The organism is Povalibacter sp., assembly GCF_036520495.1.
In the GTDB taxonomy this organism is placed as follows: Bacteria; Pseudomonadota; Gammaproteobacteria; order Steroidobacterales; family Steroidobacteraceae; genus Steroidobacter.
Map to the genome: position 1 here is coordinate 1 of NZ_DATDJO010000062.1, position 15255 is coordinate 15255.

The window sequence follows — 15255 nt, forward strand, 5'->3', positions numbered from 1 at the left end:
CTCGGCATCGGCCATCTGCGGCACCTTCTTCGGATTCACGAAGCTGGTGACCTCCACACGCCGCAGGCCCGCAGAGATCAGCCGCTCGATCATCTGCACCTTGTCGGCCGTCGAGACGATGCCCGGCTCCAGTTGCAGACCATCGCGGGGCCCCACTTCCAGCAATTCGATTCGGCGCGTCATGCTTACAACACCATTTCGCGCGGCAAGGCGCGGTGAGAATTAAAAATCGTCTCGTTCGCGAACCCAGCCATTAGCTGATTCGCAGGCCAGTCGATGGATGAGCGGGAAAAACCCTCAGCCATCGACGAACTCCCGAAGAGCCAGTGAACTGCCGCCAGCCCGGCTCGATCTGTATCGAACCAGGGCGGCGATGGCGTCTTCTGTACATCGTATATGCCGATATACCCAGAACAGAAGTTTTTCAATGAATGATTCATTCTTTGTAATGTGCGCTACATTGGCCAATGCATTTTCGTTGGCGCTAATCGAATTACCGCATATCGATAAAACGGGAGACTTCTGGTGGCTCTGGATATCCGCAGACTGAAGCACTTTGTGGCCGCAGCGGAACACGGCAACATCAATCGGGCAGCGGAGAGCCTGTACATCACTCAATCGGCGCTGACGCGCAGCATCCAGGTACTGGAAGAAGACCTGGGCGCCAAGCTGTTCGAGCGTACACCGCGCGGCGTCACGCTCACTGCGTTCGGCAAGCGGCTGTTCGATCATGCGAGGCGCATCATCAACACGACCTCCATCGCCCAGGCCGACATGGCGGCGCTGATCAATGGCGCAGGCGGCGAGATCCGCATCGGCATAACGCCGACCCTGACGAGCCCCTCGCTGATGAATCTGCTGTTCAGCCTGCCGCGGACGATGCCGATGCTGGCCGTGTCGATTACTGAAATGTTTTATGACTCGCTGATCCAGCTGCTGCGGCTGGGCGAGCTCGACATGGTGATCTCCACCCTGCCGGAAGGTTCGGACCGATCGGACCTCAACGTCGAGCAACTGGTGCAGGGCCCCGTCCGCATGTCGGTTGTCATGCGCAAGAATCATCCGCTGCGCGCGATGAAGGCCATCACACCCGAGGCGCTGCAGCAGGCTAATTGGGTGGCCACCAGCCAAAATCACTACCTTGCGTCGTTGACGCGGTACTTCACCGACAAGAACATGCAGCCTCCGACCTTTCGGCTCTATGCGAATTCGATGAGCATCCTGCTGCGTGCAGTGCTGCAGGAAGACTTCGTGGCGCTGCTGTCCGAGGCGACGATCGAGCGCGACTTCCCGCCCGACTCCGTGGTGTGCGTGCCGGACTCGACCCAGATCACGACCCGACGGGTCGGATTGATCTACGCACCCAATGCCATCCGCTCGGCTGCATTTCTGCGCCTGAGCCAGAGCATCACGCAGCACTACAAAGAAGAAGCTGCCGCGCTGCGGGCCGCGACAGCGACCTGATTCTTCTGCGTTGCGCCCGACCCGGGGCGCATTTCCTGTCTACAAACCAACTCTGCAGAGATCCCCATCCCCCGCCAGGCGGAGGATGGGGAACTGCATGGACCTGAAGCTTAGAAGCTGTAGGTCGCGCGGACGCCGAAGCGACGCTTCTCGGCTGGCGCGTAACGAACCTCATGACCCGTGCCGAAGGAGTACAGCGCTTCCGAACCATACGAAGCGTTGCTCACGGTACGGTCGTCGAACAGGTTGTTCACGTAGCCTTCGACCGTCAGCCCACTGACGCCGCGTACGCCGACGCGCACGTTGGTCAGATAACGCTCAGGAATGATGGCGTAGTTGCCAGCTTCCACGAACGAGTCGCCGCGGTAGATCACGTCGGCACGACCGAACCAGTCGTAGTCACCGAACAGCAGGTCGCTGTACTCGGCGGACAGGTTACCGGTGAGCTTCGAGGACTGCGGCAGACGCTTGCCGAGAGCACTATCGATCGAGCCATCGATAGCCAGGCAGTCGCCACAGATGTAGCTCTTGATCTCGCTATCCGTGTAGCCGAACGAACCCGACAGCAGCAGGTTGGTGGTGGCCTGGAATTCGGCTTCCAGCTCGACACCGTCCAGATCAACCTTACCCACGTTGGCGGTGACGCCGACGATGTTCAGGTTACCGCCCGGAGGCGTGAACGTCAGCGAGTTGCTCAGCTGACCGTCTTCCCACACGGAGTGGTACACGGCCAGGCGGGTCTGCGCACGACCGTCCATCCATCGGGACTTCAAGCCGATTTCGTAGTTGGTCAGCTTTTCTTCGTCGAACGTCACGCCGACGCCCGGCAGCAGTGCCTGCACTTCCGGCGGCTGCACGGCGAAGGCCACGTTGAAGCCGCCCGGACGTACACCCTGCGACCACGACACATAGCCGTTGTGATCGTCGGTGAAGTCGAAGTCAGCAATGAAGCGCGGCGACACGCTGTAGAACGTCGATTCGTAACGGACACCAGGCACGCGCTGGCCGAGCGCATTTACCAGCGCCTGACGTACGAGTGTGTCTTCCTGATAACGCAGCTCGCCGCTCAGGGTCAGACGGTCGGTCACATCCCAGTAAGCGCCACCGAAAATGGCCGGGGTTTCCGATTCGTTCAGAATCGGCGTGGACACGATGCCAGGGCCGCGCGGCGTGATGCCGTACACGCCCGAACCGCCCGGTGCGGTGATCTCCATGTAGCTCAAACCAACCAGCCAGCGGAAGGCGCGGTTGTCCGGCGAGGACAGACGGATTTCCTGACTGAAGTCTTCGGTCTTCTGCTGGGAGGCAACGAGCCACCAGATGTGCGGCGTATAGGTGCCGTAGGTGTTGGGCACGTCCTGGCCGTCGCGGAACGACAGGTTCAGAACCGACTGGTACTTCTCCTTGGTGTACGCCGTGAGCGCGCTCAGCTCGTAGCCGCTGTCGAACTCATAGTCGACGCGCAGGTTGGAGTAGATCGAATCACGCTTCATGCCCGCTTCGTCTTTGTAGTACGGGTCGAAGATGGTCGCAAAGTTACTGGTGTTGTTCAGCAGCACATCGCGGGCCTGCTGGTTGAACTGGTACTGACCCGAGAAGTACTGGGGATTGATCTTGTCGGAGTCCGGCAGATTGCCGCAGAACCATGGGCCCTTCGTGCCGCCCAGATCGCAGTTCATGTCGGCACGCTTCAGTGCCAACTGTGCGGGAGCACCGTCGTCGTCACGCACCCAGCTGCCCATCGCACGGATGGAAAGGTTGTCGGTCGGCGTGAACTTCAAGGTCACCGAACCCGAGTTGGTGGAGCGATCGCCGAGCGTTTCGCCCGGTTCGGCAAAGTTCTTGTATTGGCCGGTCTGATCCATGTGACGCGCGGAAACGCGGCCCGTCAGAATGCCCGGGACGATCGCGCCTTCGATGGCGCCGCTCACGTCGACCAGATCATAGTTGCCGGCTTCAGCGCGGATGCGACCCTTCAGCTCTTCGCCAGGATCGCGCGTGATGAAGTTCACGGCACCCGAGAATGTCGAACGGCCGAAGTAGGCGCTCTGCGGGCCCTTCAGCACTTCGATCTGCGCAATGTCCTGCAGCTCCGGCGTCGCGGTGCCCGTCATCGGCGCGCCGTCGATGAATACCAGGCCGCTGGAGACCGACAGGCCGCGGAACGTTACCTGCTTGCCCGAACGGTCGTTACGACCGTTGCTGGCACCAGCTGTTTGATTGGTGGAAAAGAAGCCGGGCGTGAACTGCGCGACCTGCGCCAGGTTCGTAACGCCGCGATTGTCGATGTCCTCGGCGCTCAACGCGCTCACGGCCATCGGGATCTCCATGATGCTCTCTTCTTTCTTACGAGCCGTCACAGTGATGACTTCGAGCGTCACTGCACTGCCCTCTTCCTGGCCCACGGCGACGTTGATTGGCGTCACAGCGAATGCCAGCAGCGACGCCGGCACCAGACCCAGCTTGGCGACTTTCGTCGCGCCAGCGCTCCGCAGAATGCTTCGATGCATGTAGAACATCTCCCCAGAAGGTTATTAACGATGGACACCAGGACACAGCCGGAGTCACCTCGCCGCAGCAGCGGTGCTGAGCGTGATCTGGCGAAAAGCCGTGGCGTGTGTCGGATTTGGCGGCACGATTCACGCGTTGCAGAGCCTTGCGTCAGTCGGCTGCCGCAGGTCATGTCATCAAACGTTCGATACAACGCCTGACTCATTGACTATCCGACCGCGAGCTGACACTAGGCGCACGCCTCCAGTCAGTCGAATTCATTTATCGCCGGTCGATGCGCTTTTCGTATACCGGAACATAATGAGGGTGACGACCCGCGTCATTGGCTGATCGATTTGCTCCACGATGGACTATTACAGCGAAAAGACCCTGACTGCGATGCGCGTATCGCTCAGTCGCAACTGCGACATCCGCTGGAACGATGCGCTCAGCGCGCTGCGTGCGATTACGCCAGCTCGAGAGCAGCTAAGGAAAAAACTGAAAACCAGCTCAGCGCTTCACGATGATGATGGCGAAACATTGAGCCGTCGTCGTAGCGGGAGCCATATTCACGGCCCGCGGCGTTTATCCGCGTGCAGCGAGCGCACCTCATGCATCAACTCAGCGCAGCCCACGGCAGCACAGGGCAAAGCCCGATGCCCGGTCGCCAGTTGTCGGTCGTAGCCATATCCATCAAGATGTCGATGTATACCTACAGCAGGCACCCGCACCCATCAGCAGGTCGTCGCAGCAGATCAGGATCGGATCCATAGCTCGGGGGTGAGGTTGGGTCGTATGAAGACGGATGCCCGGGGTTCCTCGCTGACGCACAGGTGCGTCGCGCACGCTCGCGTAATAGCGCAGCACCCTTCACTGGCGATTTCGCCATGACTGCCGCCGCCCGTCCCATCATTACCTCCAGGTCCAAGATTCCGATTGCCGCCGACCGCGGCAGGTTACGACCGCTGGCCGGTCTCGGTCTGGCGCTGGGCGCGATGGGCGTGTCGGCCGCCACACAGACAATCACAATCCTGCTGCTGCGGTTCCTTACCGACAGCATCGCGGTTGCCGCAGCGACAGCGGCCGCCATCTACGCACTCGCACAGTTCTACGATGCGGCCATCGATCCGGCGGTGGGACTTGCGAGCGACCGCACGCGCACACGATGGGGCCGCAGACGACCCTATCTGATGGCGGGCACCGTGCTGCTGCCGTTGTCGATCGTGCTGCTCTTCAATATGCCGGCCACTTTGTCCGCCGGCACGCTACTTATATATGTGACGCTGCTGCTGATCATCCAGGCCACCGCCGGGTCGATCTACAAGGTTCCCTACGCGGCGATTGCCGTCGAGTTGTGCGACGACTACCACGAACGATCGAGAATGATGGCCTGGCGGGTCGGCGGTAATTCCATCGGACTGATGCTGGGCTCGACGATCCCCTCATGGGCACTGGCGCATTGGGGCGCCGATCGCGCCAGCTATGGCGACATGGCATGGTTGATTGCCGCTGTCGTATTCCTGTCCTGTCTCGGCGGGACGCTGCTGCTGCCCGAGGACCAGCGCGTGCCATCCGCCAGACCGCGGCTGAGCGCGCGCGAATACATAGCCCTCGCGTGGGACAACCGGCCTTTTCGCATCATCTGCCTGGCGCATGCCTGCTTTCTGATCGGCGTCGCCACGGTGAGTTCGTCGAACGCCTACTTCACCCGCCACGTGCTGCAATCGTCCGACGCCTGGCTGGGTACCTTCTACATCATCATGATCGTCGCGACCCTCGCCGCCATTCCTCTATGGATCAAGGTATCGAGAATCTTCGACAAGAAGGCGACTTATATCGCGGCGCTCGCACTGTACAGCCTGCTGCACCTGAGCTGGCTGGCGGCTGACGCGCAGGAATCGATCGTGCTGCGCTCGTTGCGGGTCATGCTGATCGGCGTCGCACTCAGCGGCGTCATGCTGCTGGCGTATTCGATGATTGCCGATGCCATTCGTTACGATGCACTGCGCACGGGACTGCGGCGCGAAGGAGCGCTCAGCGGGATCCAGAGCCTGGTCGACAAGGCCTTTGGCGTGGTCGGCATTGCATCGATGGGATTGCTGATGAGCGCTTTGGGTTACGCGGTATCCGACGGCAGCACGATCGGTGTGCAACCTTCGAGCGCCATCACCGCGATCTACATTTCATTCTCGATCACACCGGCCGTCACCGGTTTCGCCGCGATCGCCATCCTGTCGCTGTACCGGATACCGCGCGAGGTCAGCGAGAGTCGGCCAGCAACGACCGGCGATGCGACTGACGCGAGTAGCGCAGCCCAGGACGAAAAGGCCTGACCTGCTCCTGAATCGTTGCCCGCGCGGAGGTTGCGCGGGCCATCCTGCCCGAGCTGCTTACGAAGATTTCCCAGGCAGGAAGCGCGCGTGGATGGCGAGTATCTTCTTGACGCCTTCGGCGACGTGAACGCTCGAGTACGTCGCCCCGGAGACGATGGTCACCGCACCACGCGGCTCCCACTTGCCGTGCACCTGGCTACCGAGCTTGGCGCGCCACTCCGGTGTGAACATGTCGCAGAAGCCTTCAGCGCAGACCAGCACCTCGATCCCTTTCACCGTGCCATCGGCATTCACGGCCACCAGATAGGTGACGATATCCGAGAGCCCGTAGACCTGATCGAGAAACAGCCAGCCGCCATCGGCAGCACGCCACGCCTTGAACGCCGGCCGCAGGGCCGGCACCTTGTACTCGGACTTCAGTTTCGCGAGCTGATCCGGCGTCAGTTTGAAATCTGCCGGCGTCAGTTGCTGACCGGGATAGAGGCGCTCGCGCGCCACATCCAGCGTCTGATTCTCAACGGCGGCGGCCGGCTGGCTCAGGGCCAGCATAGCCGCCGGAATTAGCATGAATCGTGATTTCATGAGTGACCGATGTAGGCGACTTACGACTTACGCCCGCACGAAGTGACGGGCGCCGAAGCCCGGCAACGCCGGCTTGGTTGCGGAGATGTGCTGGAAACCACGCTTGGCGATTTCAGCGTTGAAATCAACCGCGTGGTACTCCATGGACCAGCGTTCATTGTTCCAGCGATGATCCTGCCAGCGACTGAACATGCCCTGCGGCGTACCGGTGCGACCACCGGTAATGAAGTCGACGGGATAGTAGACACCGCCGCGGCGGGTGAGACGGCGCGCCTCTTCGATCACTTTCAAGGTGACGTCGCCCGGCATCTCATGATGCGCGATGTAACTGGTCACGATGTCGAAGTAGCCATCTGGAAACTTCGTATCCTGCGCCAGGCGCTGCGCGAAATTCGCGCCCACGTTCAACTGATTCGCACGCATGTGGCCGTAGCGCACCATCGGACCGCCGATGTCGATGCCCCACACTTCCGCATCCGGGAAACGCTCCTTCAGCGCCACCGTGAACTGACCCATGCCGCAGCCGTAGTCGAGGATGCGACGCACCTTGCCATCCGCCGGCAACGGCAGACGCGACACCGTGCCGATATGGACCTGGTCCTGATCGTTGCGCGTACGCATGCCCGTGCCAACGTAGAAGCTGTTCGTGCCGTGGTGATAGATATGACCGGCGAACGGATCGCCGACATAGCCACCCGGCTGAATGTGGATCTCATGACGGTTCTCGTCCGGGACGACCATGGTGGGCGCCAGTTCGAGCGTACCGGGACCCACCTTGTCGGCAGCGTCCATCTGCGAGAGATAGAAATCCTCGTGCTCGTGGAAATGATCCTGCAGCGCCTTCCACATGAAGCGCTGATTGGCCAGCCAGCACTTGGAAGCCATGATGATCATCGGGTCCTTGCCGATCAGATCCCGCACCTGATCCGAGGTGAACGGCGTCGCCGGGTCGATTTCTTCGCGTTCCAGCAGCCGCTGGAATGCCTGCTGCGAACTCTGTCGCAGCAGCCGATTGTGGACCAGACGGAAACCCATCGAAAAATCGTGCTGACTTTCCAGATGCAGCGTTCCGAGGCGCACCAGACGGCCATCGACGCCACGCGGGTACTTCGCAAGCGTCTTGTCCAGTTGCGCAGCGGCGGCAAGCGCCTCCTGCTGCGTTGCTTGCGCGAGCTGCGGCTCGAGCGCACTGGCGAGCACCACCGATGCCGTGGCGGCACCGAACAATTGACGACGGCCGATCATGATTGATTCATTCTCCGGGCTGCGGTTGGACGCAGGAAGCGCGGCTTCAGCGCTTGGGGAACTCTGCAGACGCCGGACGGAAGCCATCATCGGCCAATGCACCGAACGCCATGTCGACGAAGCGATTGCGGTCGCGTTCCCATTCCGCCGATTGTTCCGCCGTCGGAACATACTGCTCGATCATCTGCGGTGTGATGCCCTTGGTCGCCATCACCGCTTCGATCACCTTCAGACGCCGCTGCGTCGCCCACAACTCAGTGCCCAACGCGACCAGGCAGCTCACTGTGTTGTCGACGGCCGCGTTGCCGAAGAACGCTCCGTTCGTCAGGTCAGTCGGGATCGCCTCTACAGTGAAGGTCTGGCGGGTTTTATCTGGCGCAGTCATTTTTACTCTCCCGGGACATGCAGGGAATCGATACACGACTGCGGCGTCGCAAACATGCGCTGGCACCTCAGTTTTTACGAAGCTAACATCCGTCCCCGTGCGTGACGAGGCTGCGAACGTGAGAAATATTCATACCCATTCGAGCGGAGAATATCGCATCGAAAGGGTACAACCGCTATTAGGCACCTTCGTAAAAATCGCAATCAGCGATCTCGAGGATGCCAGCGCGCACCAGGCCATCGATCAGGGCTTCGCCGCGATCGCACTCATCCATCGCCTCATGAGTTTCCACGAACCGGACAGCGATACCTCACGACTCAATCGCGAAGCCTCAATTGCGCCGGTGACAATTCATCGGCACACTGCCGACGTCATTCGATTGGCGCAGGAAATCTCTGCCGCATCCGCCGGAATCTTCGACATTACGGTGGCATCCAGACTGGTCGAATGGCGCTATCTGCCGGCTCCACCGAACGCACCCGCTCCCGACCCGGAGGCGGACTGGAGCGACATCGAGTTCGTCGAACCCGATCGCATCCGCTTCCGACGTCCACTCTGGATCGACCTGGGCGGGATCGCGAAAGGGTATGCCGTCGACACAGCCATCGAATCCATGGCGCTGCCGGCCCTGGTGCGGTGCCATGTCAACGCGGGCGGCGATCTGCGCATCGCCGGACCCGCGGCCGAGCAAGTGCTTCTGCAGGTGCCCGGTCACAGTGAGAGAGAATTGCCGATGATCGAGATTGCAGCGGGAAGCATCGCGAGCAGCACGAGCGCGATGACGAGACAGCTCGTGCACAGCGACTGGGTGGGCCCTCATGTTCACGGTAACGAGCGTTGCGCCGTGGACACCGAGCGGTTCGCTTCGGTCGTCGCAGAGCGTTGTGCAGTGGCCGATGCATTGACCAAGGTGGTGCTCGCCGCCGGTCGCGAGGCCTCGGCTGTGCTCAACCAATTCGACGCAACTGCATATCTGTACGACCGGGACGGCAGCTGGCAGACACTCGGACGCGACTCCTGATGTCCGCACGTCCCGCTCCGCGCGTCGGCGCCCTGCCCCGACGCCGACGGCTCACTGTGTACGCACTGTCCACCGCTGTCTGGCTCACAGGCGCGGTGTGGCTGTACTTCAAGTACTTCGTGCGCGTGGTCGATGATTTCGGTTTCGAGAACCAACATCCCCAACAGGGCTGGTGGATGATCGCGCATGCCATGGCCTCGGTGGGCCTGGTGTGGAGCTTCGGCGTGCTCTGGCTCGGTCACGTCAAACCGGGCTGGAAGAAAAAGCTGCGGCGTCTCACCGGCGGCACGCTCTGGGGATTCATCGTGTGGTTCGCGCTGTCAGGCTGCGCGCTTTACTACATCGGTAGCGAGGCGGCCCGTTCGTGGGTTTCGTTCCTCCACTGGATCCCCGGGCTCATCCTCCTGATCGTCTTCCTTGTGCACATCCGCAACCGCAGCGACCCGTCCACCGCCGCGGACGACCCGTGAGCGGGTCGCTGGAATTCAGCGACCGAGAAAATCCTCGATGACAGCCGCCGCAGCATTCACGCCGTCGCTGCGGCGAACCAGTTCCTTGCGAACTCCCGGCACGAGCGCCGCCGCCTGATCCAGGTATCGCGTAACCGGATCGCTGTCCCTGCCCATGCACATCACCGGCAACGAGAGCAGCGGCAGACGCTTCTCGATCTCGTGCCTGAACACGGCGTGGTAACCCAGGTGATACGTCTTGAGCGCCTTCAGTACGTCCAGCACACCGGCGTGCAGCGATTCCGGTGACGGCACGTTGTTCTGCAGCCGGTACGCGACCTCCCGCCGGTAGTGCGGAAAGTAGGAACTCATGTCACGCACGAACTGCCACGCCCACGGCAGATGACGTCCGAACTCGTCTGGCAGCATCGGCGGAGCGTAGCGCTCCAGATATTCCTCGCGCACCTCTGCCGGAAACACCGTCACGCCATCGAGGATCAGTCGTCGCACACGACCGGGCGCACGCAGCGCGAGTTCGCAGCCGATGTGCGCTCCCGTGTGAGCGCCGTAGTAATCGATCTGTTCGATGTCGAGTGCATCCAGAATGCGCACGACGCTGTCGGCGTAGTACGCCACATCCGGCGCAGCCACATCCGGTGGCGCGGAATCGCCATGGCCCAGCGTGTCTGGCGCGAGCAGCACTCGGCTACCGCCGAGCCGACGCATCAGTCCTTCCATGCCACGCGAGGACCCGGGCCCCGCGTGCGCAAGATAAAGAGGAATGCGGCTGCCGCGGCTGCGCTTGCCACCTGCAACACCAACGTGACGGTAGTGAACGAGTCCTTCGCGAATGCGTACGAAGGCGCGATCCACCAACGGTTCCGGACCAGGCGCAGCCGTCGGCGCAGTGCCACCGGACGGAGCGGCAGCTTCTGCACTGCCGCCATAGGCGGCTGAGACTGCCATTCCTGCGCTGGCGGCGGCGAATGCGGAAATCAAACTGCGGCGGGAGAGATTCCCGCCAGCGGTTTCGGTTTCAAACGAGGGGAGTTCTGACATGGGACGTCCTCAACGCGATGTCGCGGCGGCGGATCGCCCGCTGCCGCGAGACGCAAATCATGGATGCGGAAGCGCAGGGGATTCGCGACGCCCTTGCAGGCGCCGCGAATCCCTGCACACATCGAACGATCAGTACCGGTAGGACAGGGTCACACCGACCGTGCGGCGCTCACCCAGGTACGCGTTGTAGTAGACGTTCGGCGAGCCGATGGTCGCACCCGACACATACTTCTTGTCGAGCAGGTTACGAGCCCACAGATTCACATCGAACTGCTGGGAAGACACACCCGTCGTCAGGTTCGCGATGGTCCGACCCGGAACCCAGGCCAGATTCATCGCCTCGACATACTGCTTCGACTGATACGCCGCGTCGCCGCGCACGAAGTACTCGAAGCCCGTGTTGCCCAGATCATCGCGCCACTCGGTATTGAAGGTCGCCTGCCACTCCGACTGCCGCTCCATCATGTTGCCGCTGATGTCGCCGTTCATCGGACAGGTGACGTTGTCGCAGACCGACGGCGTGCGGGCCCAGCGCAGATCGTAGGTATTGTCGTCGTACTGCGCATCGCCGTAGTACAACGTCGCACCGAGCGAGAGCTGATCCATTGGCACGACAGCCACTTCGAGCTCGAAGCCCTTCGAGTTTACGTTGCCGAGGTTACGAGTGATCGACACCGGCAGCACGGCAGGATTACCCGGATCGGCGGCAGGAATCTGTACGTCGGTCCAGTCGATCCAGAACAGCGTGGCATTCAAACGCACCCGACCGTTGGCCAGCGTGTTGCGCGAACCGAGTTCGTACGTCCAGTTCGAGTCCTGATCGAACGTGCGGTTCTCAGGCAGGAACGCCGCCGGGTTGAAACCGCCGGACTTGACGCCCCTGGCCGCCGAGACGAACAGCATGTTGTCGCGAGTCAGATCGAAATCGAACGTGACGCGCGGCGTGAATGCTTCGAACGTGCCATCGAGCGTATTGCCCGTGATCGTCAGCACGCCCTGGCCGCTGGAGGCGAGCGCGGCCTGCATCTTCTCTTCGCGTGACCAGCGAGCCTCGACACCGAGGCGGGCACGATCGTCCATGAAGCTGTAGTTCACTTCGGCAAACGGCGACAGCACCTTGTCCTTGCGCAGATTGCGACTGATCGTCGAGTAGAGCAGGAACTGCGACGTGTCGTACACGTCCACGCTCTGCGTCGGCACCGCCGTCAGCTTCGTCATGGTGGCGAAGTTGGAGGTGCTGTAGTCGGTGGTGGTGGAATAGAACATACCCGCTGCAGCGCGGATCGGACCGCCATTGTCGAATGACACGCGGATTTCGTGGGAGTCGGAATCGAAATCACCCAGCGGGCTGTTCTCGAATGCACACGCGCCATAGACGATGAACGGACAGTCGGGCAGCGTGTCCTTGTAGGTCAGCGATTCCGTTGCGCCTTTGATGCGGCCAAACACGTAGTCCGCATCGAACGCGTCGTTGATCTCCCAATTGATCGAGGCGCGCACCAGATCCGTTTCGAGCTGTCGGGCATAGCTGCGCGGGTCGAGCGGCGTGTTACGCAGAGGGATTTCGCCACAGTACAAACGATTCCACTGGCCGCCGGCACCGGCACCTACCGCAGGCGTCGTGCCCGGGGCGGCCGGACGCACATCGGGATTCCACTGTCCGCAGTTCAGGATCTGACTGTCGGCCCCGAGTTCGCCAAAGAAATTCTGGGCACGCGCCTCGGAATTCATTTCCCACTTGTTGTACGACACATCCATCGTGACCTGATCGATGGGCGTGAAACGCAGAGCCGCGTTGTAGGCCTTCTTTTCGTGACCGCCGCTGCGACTGTCGGTGCCCTTGTCGAAGTCGATGTTGGCGTAGGGGTGCTCATTACGCCAGCTGCCATCGAACTCAGAATAGTCGGCGCCGACGAGGACTGACAGCTTGCCTGGCATGATCGCGCCGGAGACGCTGCCGCCGATATCGTAACGATCGTAGTTGCCGACCGTTGCCTTCGCCTCGAACGCGAGATCTTCGGTCGGCTTCTTCGGGATGTAGTTGATGGCGCCCATGAACGCATTGCGGCCATAGCGCGCGCTTTGCGGCCCCTTCACCACCTCGACGCGCTCCATGCCGGAGAAGCCGAGATCGGTGACGTAGCTGCGCGGCAGGTACACGCCGTCGAAGAAGAACGAAACGTTCTGCTCCACCGAACCTGCGACCTGCGTCGTGCCGCGAATGACCGGCGCCGTGGCGCCCGCACCGGCGAAATCCTCGAAGTTGAAGCCTGGCGACTGCTGGGCGATGTCGCGCATGTCCTGGATGCCGCGCTTCGCCATGTCGTCAGAACTGAAAGCCGTGATGGCGAGCGGAATGTCCTGCAGCACTTCTTCGCGCTTGCGGGCCGTGACCATGATCTCGGCGATGAGGCCGGCCTGCGCTTCCGGCTGTGATTGCTGCTCCTGTGCACTGACCGTTGTCGCCCCCAGGCCCATGCCTGCAAATGCAGCGGCCACTACGTACGCTCGATCCATACCCGATTTTTTTCTCATCGATATCATCCCCATTGTTGTACACGGACAAGATTCGGCTGCTTTTTTTTTGGCAGCAGGAGGCTGTCGCCGCCGGATGAGATCCGGCGGCGTGCAGCGAACAGAAAAGGAATGACCCCGGAGAATCCGGGGTCGTTGGCGTCAAGCGTCGAACTTGATGAGCTTCTGTCCGAGCAGACGCCCGAACGTGAGCGCTGGCGTGACAGACATGCCGCCGCAGTAGGAGCGGCCCATGCACTGACCCGCGCCCAGCAACTCGCCTGCCGCATAGAGATTGCGGATCGGCTTGCCGTCACGACGAATGACCTGCAGGTTGTCGTTGACGGCGAGTCCGGCGAAGCTGATGAGCATCCAGCTCTGCATCTGCACGGCGTAGTACGGACCCTTCGCGAGCGGCAGCGGCATGTGCTTGCGGCCGAGTGCGTCCTTACCCTTCGCCTGGCCGGCGTTGTACTGTGTGATCGTCGCAGCGAGATTCTTCGCATCGATGCCCGCAGCCTTGGCCAGCGCCGCCGGATCGTCCGCCTTGAAGAACATCTTCTGCGTGCCGAACGCAGCAAGGATCTGCTCGCGCGACATCCTGCCGAGGAACGGCGGCATGGTCTGGATCATCTGGTCGTCCAGGATCAGCCAGCAACGCTCGTTCGTCTGCGCGCGCAGCGCTTCTTCGTGGGCATCGTGACTCGCCACGTCCTCTTGCAGAAAACGCTTGCCCTGCGCATTGACGTAGATGCCCCAGGGTGGATTGTGCGGCGGCCATGGACGGATGGTGCCCATGAAGCGGCTCGGAAACTTGTCGTTGAGCATCACAGCACCGAACAGCGGCAGGTGATGTTCGCCGCCACGAACGTAGCCACCCGCGCCGAGACCCAGCGTGATGCCGGCGCCCTGGCTGTAGGGATACGTCGCTTCGGAATAACGCGGTACACCTTCGTATTTCTGGAACATCTCGGTGTTCGATGTGTAGCCGCCCACCGTGAGCGCGACGTTCTTGCCCATGTGACGGCCCGCCACGTCGCCCTGACCGAGCGTCGCAACACCAACGACAGCGCCTGCGGCATCGAGAATCAGTTCCTTGGCCTGAGTGTTGGTCAGCACTTTGATCTTTCCGGCATCGACGAGCGGCTTCAACTGCGCGTTGAGCACATTGAGGATCGAAATACCGCCTTTCTTGCCCCAGGCGTAACGCGCCCGGCTGTACGGCTCGTGCGTCGTGCCTGTTTGCGGGTGATCCTCATGCACGTCGAAACCGTTGTCCATCAACCAGTCGAAGGTGTCGGCTGCATTGAACACAGCGAGCTTCGCGAGCCCGGGATTCGCCGTCTTCTTGCTGATGCGCATGATGTCGTCGTAGTGCAGCTGGGCCGAATCTTCGATGCCCTTCTGCTTCTGCAGCTTGGTGCCGGCGGCGCTCATCTGGCCGGATGACATGAACAGGGTGCCACCCACCGTCCCCGCAGCCTCGATGATGAGGACGCGCGCACCGCGTTGCGCGGCGAAAATTGCTGCCGGCAGGCCTGAATTGCCACCGCCGACGACGATGAGATCCCAAGGCTGGTCCGACTCGGCAGCGCCCGCCCGCCCCGCCAGACCCACACCTGCCACCGCAGCTCCCATCAGTGAGATGAAACTGCGTTTCGTGATTTTTTCGCTCACGCTTTACCCCTGTGTAATTGTGCCCGCCATCACCCC

General features: G+C 61.6%; 11 protein-coding genes and 1 pseudogene. 4 read left to right on the forward strand and 8 right to left on the reverse strand.

Annotation, left to right across the window (positions count from 1 at the left end):
- Window positions 1-183 (reverse strand): annotated as a pseudogene (locus tag VIZ63_RS21105) (hydroxymethylglutaryl-CoA lyase); the annotation flags it as partial.
- 342 nt (window positions 184-525) lie between these two features.
- Here VIZ63_RS21105 and VIZ63_RS21110 point away from each other — a divergent pair.
- On the forward strand, window positions 526-1464 hold the full coding sequence (locus VIZ63_RS21110) for a LysR family transcriptional regulator (RefSeq protein ID WP_331611769.1): 939 nt from the start codon (window positions 526-528) through the stop codon (window positions 1462-1464).
- A gap of 110 nt (window positions 1465-1574) precedes the next feature.
- Here VIZ63_RS21110 and VIZ63_RS21115 read toward each other — a convergent pair whose 3' ends face one another.
- Window positions 1575-3974, reverse strand: a complete 2400-nt coding sequence (locus VIZ63_RS21115) for a TonB-dependent receptor (RefSeq protein WP_331611770.1) — start codon at window positions 3972-3974, stop codon at window positions 1575-1577.
- 867 nt (window positions 3975-4841) lie between these two features.
- On the opposite strand from VIZ63_RS21115, the gene VIZ63_RS21120 reads away from it, so the two are divergent.
- Window positions 4842-6287: an MFS transporter gene (locus VIZ63_RS21120; protein ID WP_331611771.1), complete on the forward strand. Its 1446-nt coding sequence runs from the start codon at window positions 4842-4844 to the stop codon at window positions 6285-6287.
- Window positions 6288-6344: 57 nt separating this feature from the next.
- Here the strand turns inward: VIZ63_RS21120 and VIZ63_RS21125 are convergent, their stop codons facing one another.
- Genes VIZ63_RS21125 through VIZ63_RS21135 form a run of 3 tightly spaced genes read right to left on the reverse strand, consistent with a single transcriptional unit; the run spans window position 6345 to window position 8499 of the window.
- Window positions 6345-6869: an FMN-binding protein gene (locus tag VIZ63_RS21125; protein WP_331611773.1), complete on the reverse strand. Its 525-nt coding sequence runs from the start codon at window positions 6867-6869 to the stop codon at window positions 6345-6347.
- Between the two features lie 27 nt (window positions 6870-6896).
- Window positions 6897-8114, reverse strand: a complete 1218-nt coding sequence (locus VIZ63_RS21130) for a class I SAM-dependent methyltransferase (protein WP_331611774.1) — start codon at window positions 8112-8114, stop codon at window positions 6897-6899.
- Between the two features lie 46 nt (window positions 8115-8160).
- Window positions 8161-8499 (reverse strand): hypothetical protein, encoded by a 339-nt coding sequence (locus VIZ63_RS21135; protein WP_331611775.1) that lies wholly within the window; start codon window positions 8497-8499, stop codon window positions 8161-8163.
- A gap of 118 nt (window positions 8500-8617) precedes the next feature.
- Here VIZ63_RS21135 and VIZ63_RS21140 point away from each other — a divergent pair, with 118 nt between their 5' ends.
- The gene (locus VIZ63_RS21140; protein ID WP_331611777.1) at window positions 8618-9520 is read left to right on the forward strand and encodes an FAD:protein FMN transferase; all 903 of its coding nucleotides are present in this window, start codon (window positions 8618-8620) and stop codon (window positions 9518-9520) included.
- The gene (locus VIZ63_RS21145; RefSeq protein ID WP_331611779.1) at window positions 9520-9990 is read left to right on the forward strand and encodes a hypothetical protein; all 471 of its coding nucleotides are present in this window, start codon (window positions 9520-9522) and stop codon (window positions 9988-9990) included. Before VIZ63_RS21140 ends, VIZ63_RS21145 begins: the two co-directional genes overlap by 1 nt.
- Before the next feature lie 15 nt (window positions 9991-10005).
- Here VIZ63_RS21145 and VIZ63_RS21150 read toward each other — a convergent pair whose 3' ends face one another.
- The 3 genes from VIZ63_RS21150 to VIZ63_RS21160 all read right to left on the reverse strand — a co-directional run bounded on the left by VIZ63_RS21150 (window position 10006) and on the right by VIZ63_RS21160 (window position 15219).
- Window positions 10006-11028 (reverse strand): alpha/beta fold hydrolase, encoded by a 1023-nt coding sequence (locus tag VIZ63_RS21150; protein ID WP_331611780.1) that lies wholly within the window; start codon window positions 11026-11028, stop codon window positions 10006-10008.
- A 129-nt stretch (window positions 11029-11157) separates the two neighbouring features.
- Complete coding sequence (locus VIZ63_RS21155) at window positions 11158-13563, reverse strand: TonB-dependent receptor (RefSeq protein ID WP_331611781.1); 2406 nt, start codon at window positions 13561-13563, stop codon at window positions 11158-11160.
- Between the two features lie 141 nt (window positions 13564-13704).
- Window positions 13705-15219 (reverse strand): FAD-dependent oxidoreductase, encoded by a 1515-nt coding sequence (locus tag VIZ63_RS21160; protein ID WP_331611782.1) that lies wholly within the window; start codon window positions 15217-15219, stop codon window positions 13705-13707.
- Window positions 15220-15255: the final 36 nt, after the last annotated feature.

Bases quoted from the DNA above. Each gene is read 5' to 3' on its own strand.
- VIZ63_RS21115 (WP_331611770.1), bottom strand. From the start codon at position 3,974: ATGCATCGAAGCATTCTGCGGAGCGCTGGCGCGACGAAAGTCGCCAAG.
- VIZ63_RS21120 (WP_331611771.1), top strand. From the start codon at position 4,842: ATGACTGCCGCCGCCCGTCCCATCATTACCTCCAGGTCCAAGATTCCG.
- VIZ63_RS21125 (WP_331611773.1), bottom strand. From the start codon at position 6,869: ATGAAATCACGATTCATGCTAATTCCGGCGGCTATGCTGGCCCTGAGC.
- VIZ63_RS21130 (WP_331611774.1), bottom strand. From the start codon at position 8,114: ATGATCGGCCGTCGTCAATTGTTCGGTGCCGCCACGGCATCGGTGGTG.
- VIZ63_RS21135 (WP_331611775.1), bottom strand. From the start codon at position 8,499: ATGACTGCGCCAGATAAAACCCGCCAGACCTTCACTGTAGAGGCGATC.
- VIZ63_RS21145 (WP_331611779.1), top strand. From the start codon at position 9,520: ATGTCCGCACGTCCCGCTCCGCGCGTCGGCGCCCTGCCCCGACGCCGA.
- VIZ63_RS21150 (WP_331611780.1), bottom strand. From the start codon at position 11,028: ATGTCAGAACTCCCCTCGTTTGAAACCGAAACCGCTGGCGGGAATCTC.
- VIZ63_RS21155 (WP_331611781.1), bottom strand. From the start codon at position 13,563: ATGAGAAAAAAATCGGGTATGGATCGAGCGTACGTAGTGGCCGCTGCA.